14 protein-coding genes are annotated in these 16,536 nt (G+C 47.1%); all 14 read right to left on the bottom strand.

Annotated elements, in window-relative coordinates; all coding sequences use genetic code 11:
* Window positions 1-27: 27 nt before the first annotated feature.
* Entirely contained in the window at window positions 28-1,044 is a 1,017-nt protein-coding gene (locus tag PHS46_03545; GenBank protein MDD3905590.1) for a glycosyltransferase family 2 protein, read from the bottom strand.
* Between the two features lie 104 nt (window positions 1,045-1,148).
* Window positions 1,149-2,858 carry a carbamoyltransferase C-terminal domain-containing protein gene (locus PHS46_03540; protein MDD3905589.1) on the bottom strand — a complete coding sequence of 570 codons (1,710 nt, stop codon included), beginning with the start codon at window positions 2,856-2,858 and terminating at the stop codon, window positions 1,149-1,151.
* Between the two features lie 55 nt (window positions 2,859-2,913).
* The gene (locus tag PHS46_03535) at window positions 2,914-3,744 is read right to left on the bottom strand and encodes a glycosyltransferase family 2 protein (GenBank protein ID MDD3905588.1); all 831 of its coding nucleotides are present in this window, start codon (window positions 3,742-3,744) and stop codon (window positions 2,914-2,916) included.
* 9 nt (window positions 3,745-3,753) lie between these two features.
* On the bottom strand, window positions 3,754-4,857 hold the full coding sequence (locus PHS46_03530; protein ID MDD3905587.1) for a glycosyltransferase: 1,104 nt from the start codon (window positions 4,855-4,857) through the stop codon (window positions 3,754-3,756).
* A gap of 11 nt (window positions 4,858-4,868) precedes the next feature.
* Entirely contained in the window at window positions 4,869-5,990 is a 1,122-nt protein-coding gene (locus PHS46_03525) for an SDR family NAD(P)-dependent oxidoreductase (GenBank protein MDD3905586.1), read from the bottom strand.
* A 25-nt stretch (window positions 5,991-6,015) separates the two neighbouring features.
* Window positions 6,016-7,134 (bottom strand): glycosyltransferase family 2 protein, encoded by a 1,119-nt coding sequence (locus PHS46_03520; GenBank protein ID MDD3905585.1) that lies wholly within the window; start codon window positions 7,132-7,134, stop codon window positions 6,016-6,018.
* Window positions 7,131-8,213, bottom strand: coding sequence for a lipopolysaccharide heptosyltransferase II (gene waaF, locus PHS46_03515; protein MDD3905584.1), 1,083 nt, complete (start codon window positions 8,211-8,213; stop codon window positions 7,131-7,133). The genes PHS46_03520 and waaF overlap by 4 nt, the downstream gene beginning before the upstream one ends.
* Window positions 8,210-9,442: an O-antigen ligase family protein gene (locus PHS46_03510; GenBank protein ID MDD3905583.1), complete on the bottom strand. Its 1,233-nt coding sequence runs from the start codon at window positions 9,440-9,442 to the stop codon at window positions 8,210-8,212. The genes waaF and PHS46_03510 overlap by 4 nt, the downstream gene beginning before the upstream one ends.
* Entirely contained in the window at window positions 9,426-10,466 is a 1,041-nt protein-coding gene (locus PHS46_03505; GenBank protein MDD3905582.1) for an MraY family glycosyltransferase, read from the bottom strand. The genes PHS46_03510 and PHS46_03505 overlap by 17 nt, the downstream gene beginning before the upstream one ends.
* 9 nt (window positions 10,467-10,475) lie before the next feature.
* Window positions 10,476-11,456 (bottom strand): GDP-mannose 4,6-dehydratase, encoded by a 981-nt coding sequence (locus PHS46_03500; protein ID MDD3905581.1) that lies wholly within the window; start codon window positions 11,454-11,456, stop codon window positions 10,476-10,478.
* 17 nt (window positions 11,457-11,473) lie between these two features.
* Window positions 11,474-12,652 (bottom strand): glycosyltransferase family 4 protein, encoded by a 1,179-nt coding sequence (locus tag PHS46_03495; GenBank protein ID MDD3905580.1) that lies wholly within the window; start codon window positions 12,650-12,652, stop codon window positions 11,474-11,476.
* Window positions 12,645-14,486 (bottom strand): ElyC/SanA/YdcF family protein, encoded by a 1,842-nt coding sequence (locus tag PHS46_03490; protein ID MDD3905579.1) that lies wholly within the window; start codon window positions 14,484-14,486, stop codon window positions 12,645-12,647. Before PHS46_03490 ends, PHS46_03495 begins: the two co-directional genes overlap by 8 nt.
* Entirely contained in the window at window positions 14,486-15,313 is an 828-nt protein-coding gene (locus PHS46_03485; GenBank protein ID MDD3905578.1) for a class I SAM-dependent methyltransferase, read from the bottom strand. Before PHS46_03485 ends, PHS46_03490 begins: the two co-directional genes overlap by 1 nt.
* Window positions 15,314-15,394: 81 nt before the next feature.
* The gene (locus PHS46_03480) at window positions 15,395-16,522 is read right to left on the bottom strand and encodes a GNAT family N-acetyltransferase (GenBank protein ID MDD3905577.1); all 1,128 of its coding nucleotides are present in this window, start codon (window positions 16,520-16,522) and stop codon (window positions 15,395-15,397) included.
* Window positions 16,523-16,536: the final 14 nt, after the last annotated feature.

Here is a 16,536-nt window from a genome sequence, read left to right as displayed (position 1 = left end):
CCTTTCGGGGCTCGCAATGACGGTTAGTTAGTAATAGCTTATCTTCGCTTTGTGAATAAAACTCAACGACGAAAGCACCCTTCCGGCCTTCTCGTTCCCTAAAATTATTTCGGTGAATTTCTTTTTCTTTTTTAAAATATCGAAAATGACCCGGGGATAAAACCAGCCTTCCGGGAGATATTTTATTATTATGTTCGAATGCTTCGGAACAACTATCGATTCTTTCATGAAATACCATATCCGGTTGCCGCCGCGCGCCAACGCCATCGCCTCGCCGTTCATCTTTTTCAGAAGGTTGGTATCCACTTTGTCGAGGATGTACGCCAGCCTTTTGGGTTTTCCCCACCGGAATTCGAATATTTCGCGATTGCGCTTGAAATCCTCATCGAAAGTTTTGACCTTGCCGAACGACGTATTTTCCCTGTGATAGACGTAGGCCCCGCACGCCCTCACGCACTTGTATCCCGCCTGTACCGCCCGTCTCGAAAAATCCGTATCCTCGAAGTTTCCCATACCGTATATTTCGTCAAAAGAACCTATACGCTCGATCACCTTGCGTTTTATGAGCATGCAGAAACCGATGCCGGCGCCCAGCTCTATGTATTGCCCCGCGTCTTTAGCAATGCGCGCGGCGTAAGATTCGAGCGGCTCGCCCTGCGCGCTCTTCTGCCCAAGGTTATTACTCGACGGGTTGACTATGCCGATGTCTTCCGCCGACTCCGCAATTGCCATCATCTCTTTAAGCCAATTTTTAGCAACGAGCGTATCGTTATTGAGCAGGCAGATGTAAGGCGCGGACGAGACGGCTATCCCTTTATTCACCGCTTTTACAAATCCGAGGTTAGTTTCATTCCTGATCACGGTCACTTCGGCCGGCCAGGCCTTGCCAAGCCCTTCCAGGTAAACCCTTGTCGCTTCATCGCTGGCATTGTCCACCAGGATCAGCCTGTAATCGGTGCCTCTGGTATTTTTAAAAACAGACTCTATGCAATCTTTCGTAAGCGCATGCTGGTTCCAAATCGGTATAATGATATCGCAGTTCATGAATCTCCTCTTCATCGCGAGAAGGTGCTTCTCGACTCGCCGGAATTTTTATTCTTCGAGCTTGTCGAGAAGATAAAAATTCCGTCTCGCTCGAAGAATAATCTCTATTTCCTTGTAACCAGATAATTTCCTATGGCCAAATGGTCCAGCCCGGAACCGAGATACATATTTATCGCGTCCTCCGGGCTGGCCACCATAGGTTCGCCCCTTCTGTTCAGGGACGTGTTTATCAAAACCGGAACACCTGTCTTTTTAAAAAACAGTTTTATCAATTTATAAAATCTTGGATTATCGCTGTGGCTCACCGTCTGCGGTCTCATGGTGCCGTCGACGTGCACAACCTCCGGGATACGCGTCTTCCACTCTTTCGCGGCGTGAAAACTCAGCGTCATGAACGGCGCGTCCATGTCTCTGCCGATCACCTCCGCGGAATGTTCCCTCAATATGGACGGGCAGAACGGGCGCCACTTCTCCCTGAACTTCACCATCTCATTTATGCGGTCGCTGGTACCCGGTATCATCGGATTACCGAGAATCGACCTGTTACCTAGGGCGCGCGGACCGAACTCCATCCTGCCCTGGAACCATCCGACGACCATGCCTTCGGCCAGAAGAGAAGCCACGCTTTCCTCTATGTCGGCGCAGGCCTTGCAGGATATCTCCGGACGCTTCAACGCGGATTCGATCTCCGCGCTCGAATAACCGGGCCCCAGATAAACATCCTTCATCGGCGCTATCTTGTCGCCAAGAGCCGCGGCGGCAAAGACAGCCGCGCCCAGAGGTGTGCCCGCGTCATGTGAAGCCGGCTGTACGAAAATATTCCGAACAAGCGGATCAGTAACGAGCTTTCGGTTCAGCGATACGTTCAGCGCGCATCCTCCGGCAAACGCGAGATTACCCGTTCTCCGCAATGTGTCACCCAGGTGGTGGTGCATTAAAGTTATAACTATATCCTCGAATATCTTCTGAGTCGCGGCGGCTATATGTATATACGGCTCGCGCAATTCGTCCCCGGTCCTGGGCGGGCCGAACCTGGCCACAAGTTTCTTCGGTATCATAGCGTCTTTGCAATACCTGCGCGAACTTATCGGCCAGACGTATTCCGGATTCGTGTGAAAACTTTTACCGTCGCTGAAAATAATGCCCGAGAGGTCGGCCTTCGAAGGATCGCCGTACGGCGCCATGCCCATAAGCTTGTATTCGCCGTCGTTGGGATCGAATCCGAGATAAGCCGTCATGGTCGAGTAGAACCTGCCTAAGGAATCCGGCAGGAATATCTCTTTTATCTTCTTTATCTTCCCGTCTTTGCCTTCAGCGAATAATGTCGAGGTAAACTCACCCGATCCGTCTATCGACATTATGGCCGCTTCTTCGAAGCCGGATAATAGATAGGCGCTGGCGGCGTGGGCTATGTGATGTTCGACGAAAAATATCTTCTCGGGCGGAAGCTCGATACCGAAATGGCGCAATGTATCACGGACATTCTTTTTTGTTCCGGCGCAAAGTTTCGGAGCCTTTGCTATGGCCTTATACGCGCGCGACGGCTCCGAAAGAAGCGTCTTGAGCGCATACGGCCACTTCCCGGCGTTAAAGGCCGTAAACGACCACGGGAACGCTACGGCGTCTATCTCTTTTGCCGATATGCCGGCCTCATTAAGGCAAAACTCTATCGACCGCAGGCAAGGTTTTCCCACCGCGTGCTTTTGTCTTATGAACCGCTCCTCTTCCGCGGCGGCGACAACTTTTCCGTCGATCACAATAGCCGCGGCCGGATCATGCAGGAAAAACGGCCCTCCGAATCCAAGTATATTCATACGTTACTACTCCATCGTCGTCATTGCGAGGAGGCCGAAGGCCGACGAAGCAATCTTATTTTTGGATTGCTTCGTCAGTCGCTTCGCTCCTTCCTCGCAATGACGCGATATTTTTATACGATCCCTGGTTCATCTCCCAGTATTTCGCGTATATAAGAAATCGTCTCCAGGCCGATAACATGGCGAATACAAGGCCATGTATACCGTCTTTATACCCTTTCTTTTTCATGTATATTTTAAAAAATAACTTAAGCGGTTCGATCGTAAGTTCTCTGCGAAGTTTCTTTTCCGGTATCAAACCCGATTTTTCGTACATCGACCTCGCCTCCAAGGTGCTGTAAAAATCCTGAGTCTCCACGTAGTGGCTCACATCCGGAAAATTATAATGCTCCATAGCGGCATCGATGTCTCCTATCGGCCCGTTTACTGTCAGCTTTTCATGTATCCGGTCCCCGGAAAATGCCGCTTTCCCTTTTTTGAAAAGCCGCAGAGGCCGGTGTTTATCCTCGCCGCCGGACGCAAGGAACCTGCCGCAAAAATTATTGACCCTCCGGAATCTGAACGCCGAAAACGGAGTTCCATTTTCAAGTATCCCCATTATCGCCGCCTTGAGCTCGTCAGTAACACGCTCATCCGCGTCCATCTGCAGTATCCAGTCGCCGGAGGCGTTTTCCGAACCCAGGTTCCTTTGAGCGGAAAAGTTATCGACAAGCGAATGCACCACCACGTTATCGGTATACCGCTTGGCTATCCGGGTGGTGGCGTCGGAGGAATTGTCGTCGATCACGATTATCTCGTCGGCCCACCTGACGCTTTCAAGACAGCGCTCGATGTTGCGCGCTTCGTTCTTGGTCAATACAACTACGGACAATCTTTGCTTCGGCACTATTAACTCCTAAAGGATTATACTATCTCTATCCTTGTCCTTTTTCTCTTTTACCAGTCGGAACACTTCTTCCTTCAGCGAATCGATGTCCTTAGCGAATACTAATTTCGCCGGTATCAGCCGGGCAAAAATATTCAGAAAATTATAAAGCCTCCTGTCATCGGTAAATATAAAATCTGTCTTCTTCTGTTCTTTTTTGCTTCTATTGGATACGATATACAGAAGAGCCGATATGTTTAAAAACAGCCTCGGGAATTTTAGTATTTTAATATTACTATGCTCATACGAAACCGGTTTTTTATCCCTGATTATAAATATCACCTTATTCTGGTCCGCGCACATATGCCTTATCAGCTCGTTTGAACCGGAATAATCCCGTAGCGCAAAGATAAGCCGTAACGGCCGGCCCCATCTCTTATAAAATACCTTCGCGTTCCGCTCCATCAGGAGCGCGATCTCGGACGCTTTCATTGTGCGGCTCGCCGTCATATTCCTGAGGTGATAAACAAATATACCCTTTGCCCTGACGCATCTGTAACCAGCATTTATGATCTTCAGGGAATAATCCCTGTCGTCGAAATAGCCGGGTATGTATATAGGCTCTAACCCGCCCAATCTGTTAAGGACCTCCCGTTTAACTAAAAAACAATGCCCTCTACACCAATCCGTATCTATCGCCTGTCCGGCGTATTTTTTCAACTCCATCGCGTACCCGTCTATATCGGCATTCGCGGGCTTTTCCCATTCCGGATTGACAGCTCCGACCTTCGGGTCTTTCTCGAATATTTTCACAATCCCGTCGAGCCAGCCGTCTGTAAATACGGTATCGTCATTTTGGAAAGCGACATATGCGGAGTCCTTTGATAATTCAAGGCCCCGGTTTATAGACCTGACCCAGCCGAGGTTCTCTCCCGGCTCTATTAAGATCATGTCGATCTTTCCGGCCCTTGAAATGTCCTTAAGATAACCTTTGATCTCTTCGGGGCTACCGTTATCGATAACTATAAGGCGATAGGGATACCCGGTAGTTCTGACCAGGCTCCGAATACAATTTTTTACAGCCCCGGACTGCCCGCACGTCGGTAATATTATGTCGCAACGCTTAACGCTCACCCGGCACCTTCTTATATTTTCAATTTCATTTTCGCCAGTAACTCGTCCGCTTCGCCAACCCTGTCGACCGACTCCGCTTTTTTGCCCCACTCGACCATCTCGGCCATCCCGTCGTCGAAATTGACTGTCGGGGCAAAGCCTATCTTCTTTATCTTCGATATATCCGCGAAGCAGTGGCGGATGTCGCCTATCCTGTATTCATTCTTTATGATAATCTTCGGCTCTTTGCCGTAAAGCCGGCTTAAGGTGTCCGCTATATCGCGAATCTTTATGGGCTTCCCGCTACCGACGTTGAAATTCTGATAATCGGCCTTCGGTGAATTCATTACAAAGATATTCGCGGCGGCTATATCCTTAACACTTATGAAATCGCGTGTCTGCAGGCCATCCTCATATATCAAAACAGGATTGTCGTTTTTTATTCTCGACTGGAATATCGCGCATACACCAGTGTACGGATTGGACAATGACTGCCGCGCTCCGTAGACATTGAAGAATCTCAAAGCGACAACCGGTAGCTTGTAAGCCTTGCCGAGATTTAAGACTATCTCCTCCTGGTCTTTCTTCGATATCGCGTATATCGAGTTCGAGCGCAGGGTCTTCTCTTCCGTCGTAGCCACCGGCGCCAGAGGCTTGCCGCATTTAGGACACGCATACTCCCATATCCTATTCTTCAAGTCTTTTTCACTTCTTTCCACCGGCTCGAAATCTCCGCAGGACGGGCATCTGTAAGTTCCTTCACCGTATATGCTCATCGAACTGGCGACCACCACCTTGCGTACAGCGAGTTTCGCCCTGTTTGTGATGATGTACTCCATCAGTATCGCGGTGCCGAGGGTATTATGGCTTACGTATTTTTCGATCTGGTACATCGACTGCCCGACGCCGACCTGGGCGGCAAGATGGTATACGGCATCGATACCGTCCAGCGCCTTCTTTAAATCCTTAGGATTACGGACATCGCCCGTAATATATTCCGCTTTTTTGTTAAGATAGTCAGGCTTCCTGCCCAGATGCACCTGCTCATCGAATATATCCAGCACCCTTACCTTATAACCGCGCCTTACCAATTCATCTACGAGGTGAGAGCCTATAAAACCCGCGCCTCCTGTAACCAGAACTTTTTCCACTATAAATGCCCTCCTGTTAATTCCCGAATCAGCGAAGTAAAGCGATTTCGTCCTTATACGCCATCCCCGGCTTAACCGGAATTATTTTAGCCGTATGTATCCGATAGAAAGTTTTTAAAAGACGCCCTATGCCGTCATTATTTACAAATACAGCGTCGTATTTTTTCCGCCTCTTGGTCCCGAATGAGCGCTCGATAAGCCTTACGAGTGTCTGCGCGGCTGAAAACCTGTCCGGCATAAAATTAAACTTTATATTCTGGTGGAGCGGCATATCTATCCTGCGGACGGCAGAATCCACTCTCTGCTTATTTCGCGCTTCATCGCCGTATATCCACAGGTTCACCCAGCACCAATCTCTCGCCATAGCAAGGACGCCTGAAAGCATATCTTCGACATATTGATCTTTTGTCCCGTCGGAGATAAAAAATGCCGCGCCAACCCTGAGATGCCGGGGCCATTTTTTTAAATACTCCTGCCGGCCCTTCGCGGTAGCGCTGTCTCTAACCCCTAACGCCTTAAATGAAACGTGCTGTTTATGGTAAACATAAGCGGAGTGAACTGAGGCGCAAAAATAACCGGCTTTGCCGGCTCTCATAGAATAATCGGTATCGTCGTAACCGCCTACGCCGAAAACTTCATCCAGGTAACCTATTTTATCGATAACTTCCCGCTTAATAATCGTACAAAACCCGAAGCACTGGTTCATCTCCATGTACCGTCCGGCGTTTTCCGCCACTTCGCGGGCGTATTCATCAACGGTTCTTTTAACATTATGCGCGTGACCGTCGCACAAAGGGTTCATAAGGCCTATCTCTTTGTGCGCCTCGGCAAATTCCACCAACCTCTCGAGCCATCCGTCTCCGGGCACGGTATCGTTGTTCATAAGGCAGACGTACGGCGCGGATGAGGCCTTCAGGCCCTGGTTCACGGCTTTTACGTATCCGAGATTTTCCTCGTTTCGTATAAGCAGAACCTCCGGAGTTCCCGCCTTTTTCAGGTCTTCCAGATAATTCCTCGTTTCGGCGGCGCTTCCGTTGTCTATCAATATGAGCCGGTAAGGATAGCGCGTATTTCCGATAAGCGCTTCAATGCATTCCCTGGTCGTTTCCGGCTGGTTCCAGACGGGTATTATGATGTCGCACTTCATTTTTTTAATATCTTCTCCGCCGCGTTAAAAACATCGTCTATTGAAATCCCGCCCAGGCAAATACGGTCTTCGCACTTTTTATACCTGAATTTTTTATAACACGGCCTGCAGGTAAGATCTTTTTTGCATACGACTATGTGTTTTCCTACGCTGGAATATGGGCCGTAAATTTTTTCATCCACAGGCCCGAATATTGATACAGTATTTACCCCCAGCCCTACCGCCATATGAAGCGGCCCTCCGTCATTGCTTATCACAAGGCGGCATCTGGACATGAGTCCCGCTAATTCCGGCAGTGAAGTTTTGCCGCAGTAATTTATAATTTTATTTTTAGATACGTTTAAAATATTGTCGCATATATCGACCTCTTTTTTATCGCCGAATAAAATAATCTTAGCGTTGTATTTTTCTATAAGCCTGTTCGCCAAAAGAGCGAAATTATTTTTATCCCACCTTCTGCGGGAAGCATCCGCCCCCCAGCTCGCCCCGCATCCCGGCACCATGCCTATTAAAAAGTCTTCCTTTTTGATATCTAAATTATTTAAAACCGTGTCCGCGGCCTCAAGCGATGGCTGAGAAGCGTATATTTTAACGGATGTTTTATTTTTCGCCGCATCGATACTTAAAAATTTTAATACCGCGAGGTAATAATCAACGACGTGTTTCTCATTGAAACCGTCTATGTCGATCCTGTCCGTAAGAAATCTTCCCCTGCCTTTATAGTTAAATCCGATTCTTTTTTTTATCCCGGCAATCATGGCGAAAAGGTTATATTGATACGCCAGAGAAAGATCTATGAGCACGTCAAACCTCTGCTTCCTGAGCTCCGCCAATGCTGAAAACATTTCCTTGAAGTATTCGGCCTTTGAGCGTTCCCACACATCTCTATGTTCGTCTCTTTCATACACGAATACCTTATTTAAATTAGGATCTGTCCTCAAAAGTTCCGCGGCTCTTTTATTGCAGATATACGCGATAAAACTATCCGGGAAGCTTTTGCGTAGCGCTTCGATAAGCGGAGTAGAAAATATTACATCGCCTATACCGAAAGGATTTATGATAAGGATCCTCTTGTTCATTCTCTCTCCCCGTACACATTTATCGCCGCGAACATAACTCCTGCCGCCAGCCAGAATAGCGCCGCCAGATTGAGAGAATACAGGTTTGTATCCACCGCGCTGTGCAATAAAAACGCGATAAGGCCGAGGTTGACACCGAGAACGATGGCATAAGCCGCCGGATCCCTTATCCTGGAAAGCGACCTGAAACCTTTGACGATAACCGCGCCGGCAAACAACAGGAACGCCGCCAGTCCGACCAACCCTATGTCGGCGGCCATCTGCAGATAACAATTATGAGCGTAACTGCCGCGCTTGCCGCGGTCGCTATCCTTACGGGTCTCTTTATACTCCACAAAAAAGGTATTAAGGCCGTTACCGATGATAGGATGTTTTTGCAATATTTCCATTCCATTCGTCCACATCACTACCCTGTCGTTGACGCTCACGGTAGCAAATATGTCGGGGATAAGCTCTTTCTTAATGAAGAGGACCGAAAATAATACGATTATAGCCAGAAAGATCAGCGCCTTTTTTAATCTTATAAAAAATATCATCGGGAGAAGCGCCGCCGAAAATCCCAACCATGCGCCTCTTGCCTTAGTAAGAATTAAAGAATATAGCAGGGCAAAAAATATTAACGCCGACATAATGGCGGCGCGAGGGTCCTCTTTTTTACAAAGACAATATACGCCGGCGGGAAATATGAACATTATTATCCAGGCCGCGAAATCATTAGGGAATGGAAAGGACGCGGTGGGAAAACCGATGATAAAAATGCCGGGCTCGTTCCTGTATTTAAAGGGTACGTATCCATGCAAAAAATCGCGGTGTGTAATAAAATATTGCACAAACCCGTCGACAAGAATGAGGACGCAGGATGCCGCGGCAACCATTACAAACCTGCGCACCCTTTGCCTTGTATTCAATATTTCTCTCGCTATAAGAAATAGCGCGGCAAATTTTAATGATTTCGAAAACAACGCCCTGATGCTAAGCGCGGGATACTGCGTATTCATCAATGAGACCGCGGATACTATAAGAAAAAGCGCGAGAAATGATTCGGCGTATGACCACCTGAACACGAGGCTTTCCTTCATCAGCACCTTCTTAACTATAAGACCAATGAGGGCCGTTGCTATCGTGATCTCTATTATCGATTTCGCAAAAGGCAGTGCAAATATGCAAACGTACAGCGACCATTCCGAGATCTTATCGCATGCCGACGCTATCTTATCCGTGCGAATCATTGGCCCCTTTCTTCCGCCCAAATTGCTTGGTATCGACGAAGCTTAACCGCAATCCGAAAGCCAGCATGGCCGCAAATGCCGCCAATCCTATACCGGTCCCGGCGATCCACCGCACCCTCGTTACCGCGACCGCGGCCAGACCAAGTAAAATACATATGCCATATACCGCCAATACCGTCCTGTAACGCTTAAATCCGAGCAATGCCAGTCTATGAGACGAGTGATCTTTACCGCCTTTAAATATAGAGCGCCCTTCCAGCGTCCTCATTATTGTAACAAGCGCCGTGTCGAATATCGGGTAGCCCAGGATTAAAATAGGTACCATAAGCGATGTCGTCCACGCGTATGTCTTCCAGCTTCCGAGAATGGCTATAGTCGACAGGATGTATCCTAAAACCAGGCTTCCTGAGTCACCCATAAAGATACTCGCTCTGGGGAAATTATATCTTAAGAATCCTAAAGACGCGCCTGCAACCGCCAGGGATATAGTGGTTACAAGCGGTTGGCCGTTCATATACGATATTATTCCAAAAAATATTGCCGCTATCGCCGCGATACCGGCCGACAGTCCGTTCATATTATCAAGTAAATTAAATGCGTTGGTGATACCGATTATCCACAAATAAGTTATAATGACACTCAGATAATAATTATCGATAAACTCCACCCTTAAACCGGCCTTTACCGCTATCATCGCGGCTACAAACTGCCCTAAAAGCTTGAAATTAGGCATCATCCCCATCTTGTCGTCGATAAGCCCGATGATGAAAAGAATAAACGATCCGAACATTATGGCCTTGATAGTGCCAAACGCCATAACCTGCTCCTTTGTCACTATGGCAATAAGAAACGCCGCGAATATACCCAGGCCTCCGAGAAGAGGCGTGGGATGCGCGTGCACCTTATTATTCTTCGGGTGGTCGAGATAATTAAGCCTCATAGCCAATTGCCTGACAAAAGGCATTATCAGATATGAAACAAAGATCGCTATAAAAAACGTCTCTATTATCTGTGGGATGTTCATTTTATACCCTTATTTTTTATTCTCTTTTTTTATATATTCTATGATGCCGGTCAGCATATCGTCCATGCCCACGGACGGCCTGAACCCGGTCGCGGATTTAAGCTTTGAAATGTCCGGCTCCCTGTGTCTCATGTCCTCGAACCCGCTGTCATAGGCTTTTGCGTATGATATGTGTTTTATCGTGGAGCGTGAATGCGTCATAGCTTTAGCCTTCTTCGCCAGGGCGTTTATCGTTATCTTGTTATTAGGATTGCCGATATTGAACGCCTCCCCTACCGCTTTCCCTTTTCTCGACAGAGCTATTATCGCCTTAACCGCGTCCGATACGTTTGTAAAGCACCTGGTCTGCTTCCCGTCGCCGTAAATGGTTATCGGCTCTCCGGCAATGGCCTGTTTTATAAAACGCGGCACGACCATGCCGTATCTGCCGGTCTGTCTGGGGCCGCATGTATTGAAAAATCTGACGATAACCACAGGAAGTTTTTTCTCCCGCCAATATGCCAGCGCCAGGAATTCGTCAAGCGCCTTTGTGCAGGAGTAGCTCCATCTCGATATTGATGTAGGGCCCAATACCCTGTCATCGTTTTCGTTAAATATGCGCTTGCCGGGCCTGTCCTTGCCGTATATCTCGGAAGTCGACGCCAGAATGACTTTCTTCTTCGCGGCGCTTGCCAGGCCGAGTACGATCTCGGTACCCCCGACATTGGTCTTTATGGATTCCAGCTGGTTCTCGATTATATACCTTACTCCGACGGCCGCGGCCAGGTGATATATTAAATCGCACTCCTTCACAAGCCGTGCCATAAGTTTATGATTCATTATCGTGTCAATGTGATATGAAAAATTGGGGTTCGATTTAAGATGCGCTATGTTCTTCATACTGCCGGTCGACAGATTATCGATAACAACGACCTTTTCCCCCCTATTCAGCAACTCCTCGGCCAGATGTGATCCTATAAAACCCGCGCCGCCGGTAATTAAATTTTTCATTTGCGATTCCTCTCTTTCTATTTTCTATTCTTACTAAGACACTCTTCGTATACGGATTTTATATCTTTCAAAAGCCGCTCCTTCGAATATTTCACGCGGACGAACTCCCTGCCGCGAAGGCCAATCGCTTCCCTTTCCTGCCCATTCTTCAAAAGTTTCAAAAGTGACGCGGAAAATCCGTCTATATCGTTATTGTTCGCGAGAATACCCGTCTCGCCGGGTCTGACAATGTCCTTGACCCCTCCGACGTCGGTCGAGATAACGGCTTTCGCGGAAGCCATAGCTTCTATCAAAGAAACCGGGGTTCCTTCGTTCAAAGACGTCAGGGCCACTACATCGAGGTCTGCGTATACCTCGGGCAGTTCTTTGATCCAGCCGGTAAATATTATGTCGCCAAGCCCCATTTTCCCCGCCATTTCAATAAGAGGTTTTTTGAGCTCTCCGTCACCTATTACAACAAATCTGACGTTCAGCCCCGGCGCGGTCTCCCTGATCTTCTTAGCCACCTTCAGAAAAAAAGAATGATTCTTTATGGGCACCAACCTGCCGACTATGCCCACCAACAGCGTATCCGAAGACACCCCCCACGTTTTACGGAACCTGCCTTTTACATTCGCACCGTCGAGAAATTTGTCGAGCTCAAGTCCCAGCGGTATCACAACGCACTTCCCGCTGTCCGCTATCTTCAACTTTTTCGATATCTCGCCTTTAACGCTTTCGCTCACCACAATAATTTTGTCGGTAAAAACGCTCAGCGCCCTTTCTATCCAGATAAATATCATAGCTTTCGCAGGGCTGAAGTAACCGTTAAAAACATGGCCATGGAAGGTGTGTATCCTCACAGGCACACCCGCCAACACCGCCGCTATTCGGCCGAGAGTCCCGGCTTTAGCGGTATGCGTATGCACTATGTCCGGCTTCTCCCGCCGGATTAGACAATAGAGCCCGAATAACGCTTTAATATCCTTTATTAAAGATATATCCCTGCCAAGATCCGGTATTATAACAGGCTCGACGTTGTTATCCCTGGCAAGATACATCATGTTACCTTCGGATTCGCTTATCCTGCCGGATACCAGCACGTCCTTATAGCCGCCTTTATTAAGACCGCTGTTCAATAATATCGTATGTATGGCCGGCCCGCCTATATTCAGCCTGGCAATTATTCTGACTATTTTTTTCACGCTATTACACATAACCTTTCAGGCGATAATATAATATAGCGACATATTCGTAAATGATGCCTCGGATATGTTTTAATTCTACACGTTTCTCGTCACCATAATAGTAACTGGTCGGAATGGGCGCGTATATGCATTCTATATCCGGGGCCACCTTTTTGCAGATCAAAGAAACACGCAACATATGGTACGGCGAGCTTATAATAATAGCGCTCTTCTGGTTCAGCCCCCTGATAAGGTCCATTGAGAATTTTATATTTTCATAACTACCCGAGGCGCACTCTTCGATGATTATTGCTCTCTCCGGGATCCCGAGAGATAATGCTAGCGCCTTCATGACCTCCGCCTCTTTAAAAACATACGTATTCCCCGATGAGAATATAAGCTCGGGCGCATATCCTTTTTTATAAAGCTCCACCCCGTATTTTACCCGCTCTTCGTATCCCTGGCCCGCTTTGCCGGATTCCCCTACGCCACCGGCAAGCACTATTATCGCATTTGCATTTTTTATAGGGGATGACAGCTTAAGCGGTTTTGCGACAAGCCATATAAAAGGCGTATGAAAGAGCAGAAGATACGCTATGGCGCCAAAAATAATAACGGGAGCCAGTCTTTTCTTGTACAACAATAGAAAATTATCCTTCCAATGTATAAGACGCTGACGCTCCTTCTCGATTACCTTCTCTTCGATAAGCTCCGACATCTTCTCTATCTTGACTTTCCAGGACCCTTCCCTTATCGCAACCTCGACTCTCTTTTTTACGGCATCTTCCGCGCTTCGCCGAGAAACGGCCCTATCTATATGGGCCGAAAACTCTTCTTTTGTCCGGCCTATCAGGACGGCATCTTCATTGCGGCTGTTAAACGCTTCGACCTCCGGGATAGCGGTAGATATTACCGGCTTACCAAGAAAAAGATACTCGTTTATTTTTGTCGGATACACGTTACTGGTATATTCCGATATCGTGTATGGGATTACGCAAGCATCGAATTGTGAAATATAAAGCGGCAGTTCCTCATATCTCTTCTGTCCTAAAAAATGAACATTGTCGATACCTTCAAATTCGGCTATGCTCCTCTGCAATGGCCCCACAAAAACGAAAGCTTTATCAGGGTTGGTTTTGGATAGGAACTTTATAAGCTCAAAGTCTATCCATTTATGCACACCCCCTACATAGCCTACTATCGGGTGACGGATCGCGGCGATATCCACAGGTGTCTCGCTTTTGCTTTTCAGAGATTTTTCATACACTTCCAAATTCACGCCATACGGGAATATCCTGACGTTATCGCTGTAAAGCACGCACTTGTCGTAAAGATTTTGGGAGGTCACGAATACAAGGTCGGCCCTCTCGAGAAGTTTATTTTCCGTGTGCCGTATCCGCCCCGCCTGGGGGGAACTGGCTTCAAAATTATCTATACAATAATAAACTACCGCCTTAGAATCCACGGCTTTGATTATATCGAGGACGAGCCCCGTGGGCAGGAATGTCCATATTATAGGATTTGAAAAACTTACCGATTTTATCCATCGTTTTAAGGCGGAGATGATAAGATGCCTATTAATAAAACGGGCTATGCGGGAATATGGGAACGGAAGGACTATCGGAGAATAGATATAAAGATTGTCGCCTTCCTTTCTGATACCCTTTACACTATGGATCCAGTTGCGCGCCCGTTTCATAAGCCTCGGAAAATCCTGCAGGGTTGGCGGCCTCACCCCCGTATTTTCGACGAACAATATTCGGTTGCCATTGGCGGCGAATGTCGACATTATCTCCTGATGGCCCTGCCAGATGAAATCCCAATCGATAGAAGAAATACATATAATATTTTCATTCTTAAGCATTACGCTTTATACCCCCATACTACCCAACCCGCCGTATCACGCAACCTGGTAATCTCTATATCTTTAAATCCACATTTTGCGAACATATCCCGAACACCCTGCCTGGAAAATCTGTATTCTATCGGCGCGGCAAATCTATCATAAATATCTCCCCGTAGCGAAAATGGCCCGGCGCCGAAATTGAACGGCATCTGGCCCGCCACATGTTTTGTAGAAGCGAATTTCGCCAGTATCTTCGACGGAACGGTAAAGATAATATAGACAAAAGGCGATGCCAGCCATGCAAGGACATAAAGCAGTCTCTTCGGTATGAGAACGGTAAGGCGTCTTACAAACGTTACTATTTTAAGCGGAATATATTTAAAAATATTCTCGGAGTGATCTTCATACAGATAGAGGAATGCCGGGCCGCCCCTCTTCAGTACCCGCGATATTTCAGAAAGACCCTTACCTGGAGCCGGTGTGTGATGCAGTACGCCGAATGAATACGCGAAATCAAAGCTCTCATCCTTCGCGGGAATGTCCAATGCCGAAGCTTTTACAGCAACAACATTTTTTAGCCCCGAAACCCGTTTGGCTGTTACATATATGCCGTCGCAAATATCTATGGTTATAAACTTAACTGAAGGGTTCTTTTCGGCCATAGCGCATACATCATAGCCACTGCCCGAGCCCACCTCTATGCCTGTCCGGCCCCTTACGATAGGCTCTTTAATAACCGCCTGCATCGCGGCATAATGATAACCATTGTACGGTATCTCATCCGCCGTTCTGGACCACAAAAGGCTATAGGTCTTTTCGGTATCTTTTAAGCCATTTATATGCATCGAGCTCATGTCCCGGTAAAATTAACAAGAACAGTATTATATTATGATTAGGACAAAGAATCAATATAATATAATAGGGCTTTACCGGGCGGGATGAGGGACTTTTTGATCCACAGCGGTTTTGCAAAATATCGCTTTCAAAAGGTCACTGCTCTTCTTAAGAATAACGCAACTCTTTACTGCGGCTCTTCTTCCGTTAAAAACCAATATCGTCTTTTTTTCGTTTATATTCCGGGTCCAATGGGCCTCATATGAATAAAAAGGGCCGTAAAAATCAAATCTTTTCAGCTTTTCATCGAAACAATATTTGATCAAACGGTATAGGATGGCCTGGCCGGGCGAAAACTGCTTATGTCCCGGGTATGCGTAGTTCACCGCTATCTTTGATAAATAGAATATACCATTGAACAAAAACCCGTAAATAGCCGCTATCGGCTCCCCGCCAACCTTTAGCACCGCCAGTAATAAGTGCTTCTTTTCGGATAATGCCCGAGAAAGTTCGTTGTAATATTCAACCTGCTTTCTGAGCTTTATAGAATTGGCCCCTTCTCCTTTCCACCCGGTATCTTCGATAGCAAAGAAAGAATCGAGCGAGACAGCGTCATATTTCGTTATTACCTCGAACTCCACTTTGCCTTCGCGGGACATTTTATTATTCATATTCCTTCTATTGTCCCTGAATTTCTTATTCAATCCTCTGAAATACTCATCGAAACTCCCTTTCATATCTATGTAGTATGAATCATCGGTGGTTTTTGTAATTGCATACATATTCCTGTCAGCAAGTTTAACGGTTAGCGCCTCGACAGTCTTGTAAGCCGTCGGAAACTTGTACAGGAGAAGAAGCTCCCACGTAGCGGATATATCGTCAAGGTGTTTTTTGACGGCGGTGAGAACCCTATCTAAGTCGCGCAAACTGCAAATAACATTCGAGCAGTCATTAAGGGACTGCAGACATGAAAAATTGAACACCTTTACCATCCTGTATGATGACCTGTATAATGGTAATATGCCTATAAGCTTTTCGCCGTCCCAGGCAGTTATTACGTGCAGTTTTTTATCCCGGCAAAGATATTTTAGCGCCAGATACACATACGAATGGGTAATGAAGGGCATCGGGTATTCCATGGAAGAAACGACGGAATCCCACCCCTCCCCGAGCGGAAGGAGCTCATCAAAATCTTTGATGACGCGTATTGTAAGGCTCATTACATGCTTTCGGT

It is taken from the genome of Candidatus Omnitrophota bacterium (genome assembly GCA_028699255.1).
Classification (GTDB): domain Bacteria; phylum Omnitrophota; class Gorgyraeia; order 2-01-FULL-45-10; family 2-01-FULL-45-10; genus FEN-1322.
This window is presented reverse-complemented; position numbering and strand designations above follow the sequence as displayed.

Bases quoted from the DNA above. Each gene is read 5' to 3' on its own strand.
- PHS46_03545 (MDD3905590.1), bottom strand. From the start codon at position 1,044: ATGAACTGCGATATCATTATACCGATTTGGAACCAGCATGCGCTTACG.
- PHS46_03540 (MDD3905589.1), bottom strand. From the start codon at position 2,858: ATGAATATACTTGGATTCGGAGGGCCGTTTTTCCTGCATGATCCGGCC.
- PHS46_03520 (MDD3905585.1), bottom strand. From the start codon at position 7,134: ATGAAGTGCGACATCATAATACCCGTCTGGAACCAGCCGGAAACGACC.
- waaF (MDD3905584.1), bottom strand. From the start codon at position 8,213: ATGAACAAGAGGATCCTTATCATAAATCCTTTCGGTATAGGCGATGTA.
- PHS46_03510 (MDD3905583.1), bottom strand. From the start codon at position 9,442: ATGATTCGCACGGATAAGATAGCGTCGGCATGCGATAAGATCTCGGAA.
- PHS46_03505 (MDD3905582.1), bottom strand. From the start codon at position 10,466: ATGAACATCCCACAGATAATAGAGACGTTTTTTATAGCGATCTTTGTT.
- PHS46_03500 (MDD3905581.1), bottom strand. From the start codon at position 11,456: ATGAAAAATTTAATTACCGGCGGCGCGGGTTTTATAGGATCACATCTG.
- PHS46_03495 (MDD3905580.1), bottom strand. From the start codon at position 12,652: ATGTGTAATAGCGTGAAAAAAATAGTCAGAATAATTGCCAGGCTGAAT.
- PHS46_03490 (MDD3905579.1), bottom strand. From the start codon at position 14,486: ATGCTTAAGAATGAAAATATTATATGTATTTCTTCTATCGATTGGGAT.
- PHS46_03485 (MDD3905578.1), bottom strand. From the start codon at position 15,313: ATGCATATAAATGGCTTAAAAGATACCGAAAAGACCTATAGCCTTTTG.
- PHS46_03480 (MDD3905577.1), bottom strand. From the start codon at position 16,522: ATGAGCCTTACAATACGCGTCATCAAAGATTTTGATGAGCTCCTTCCG.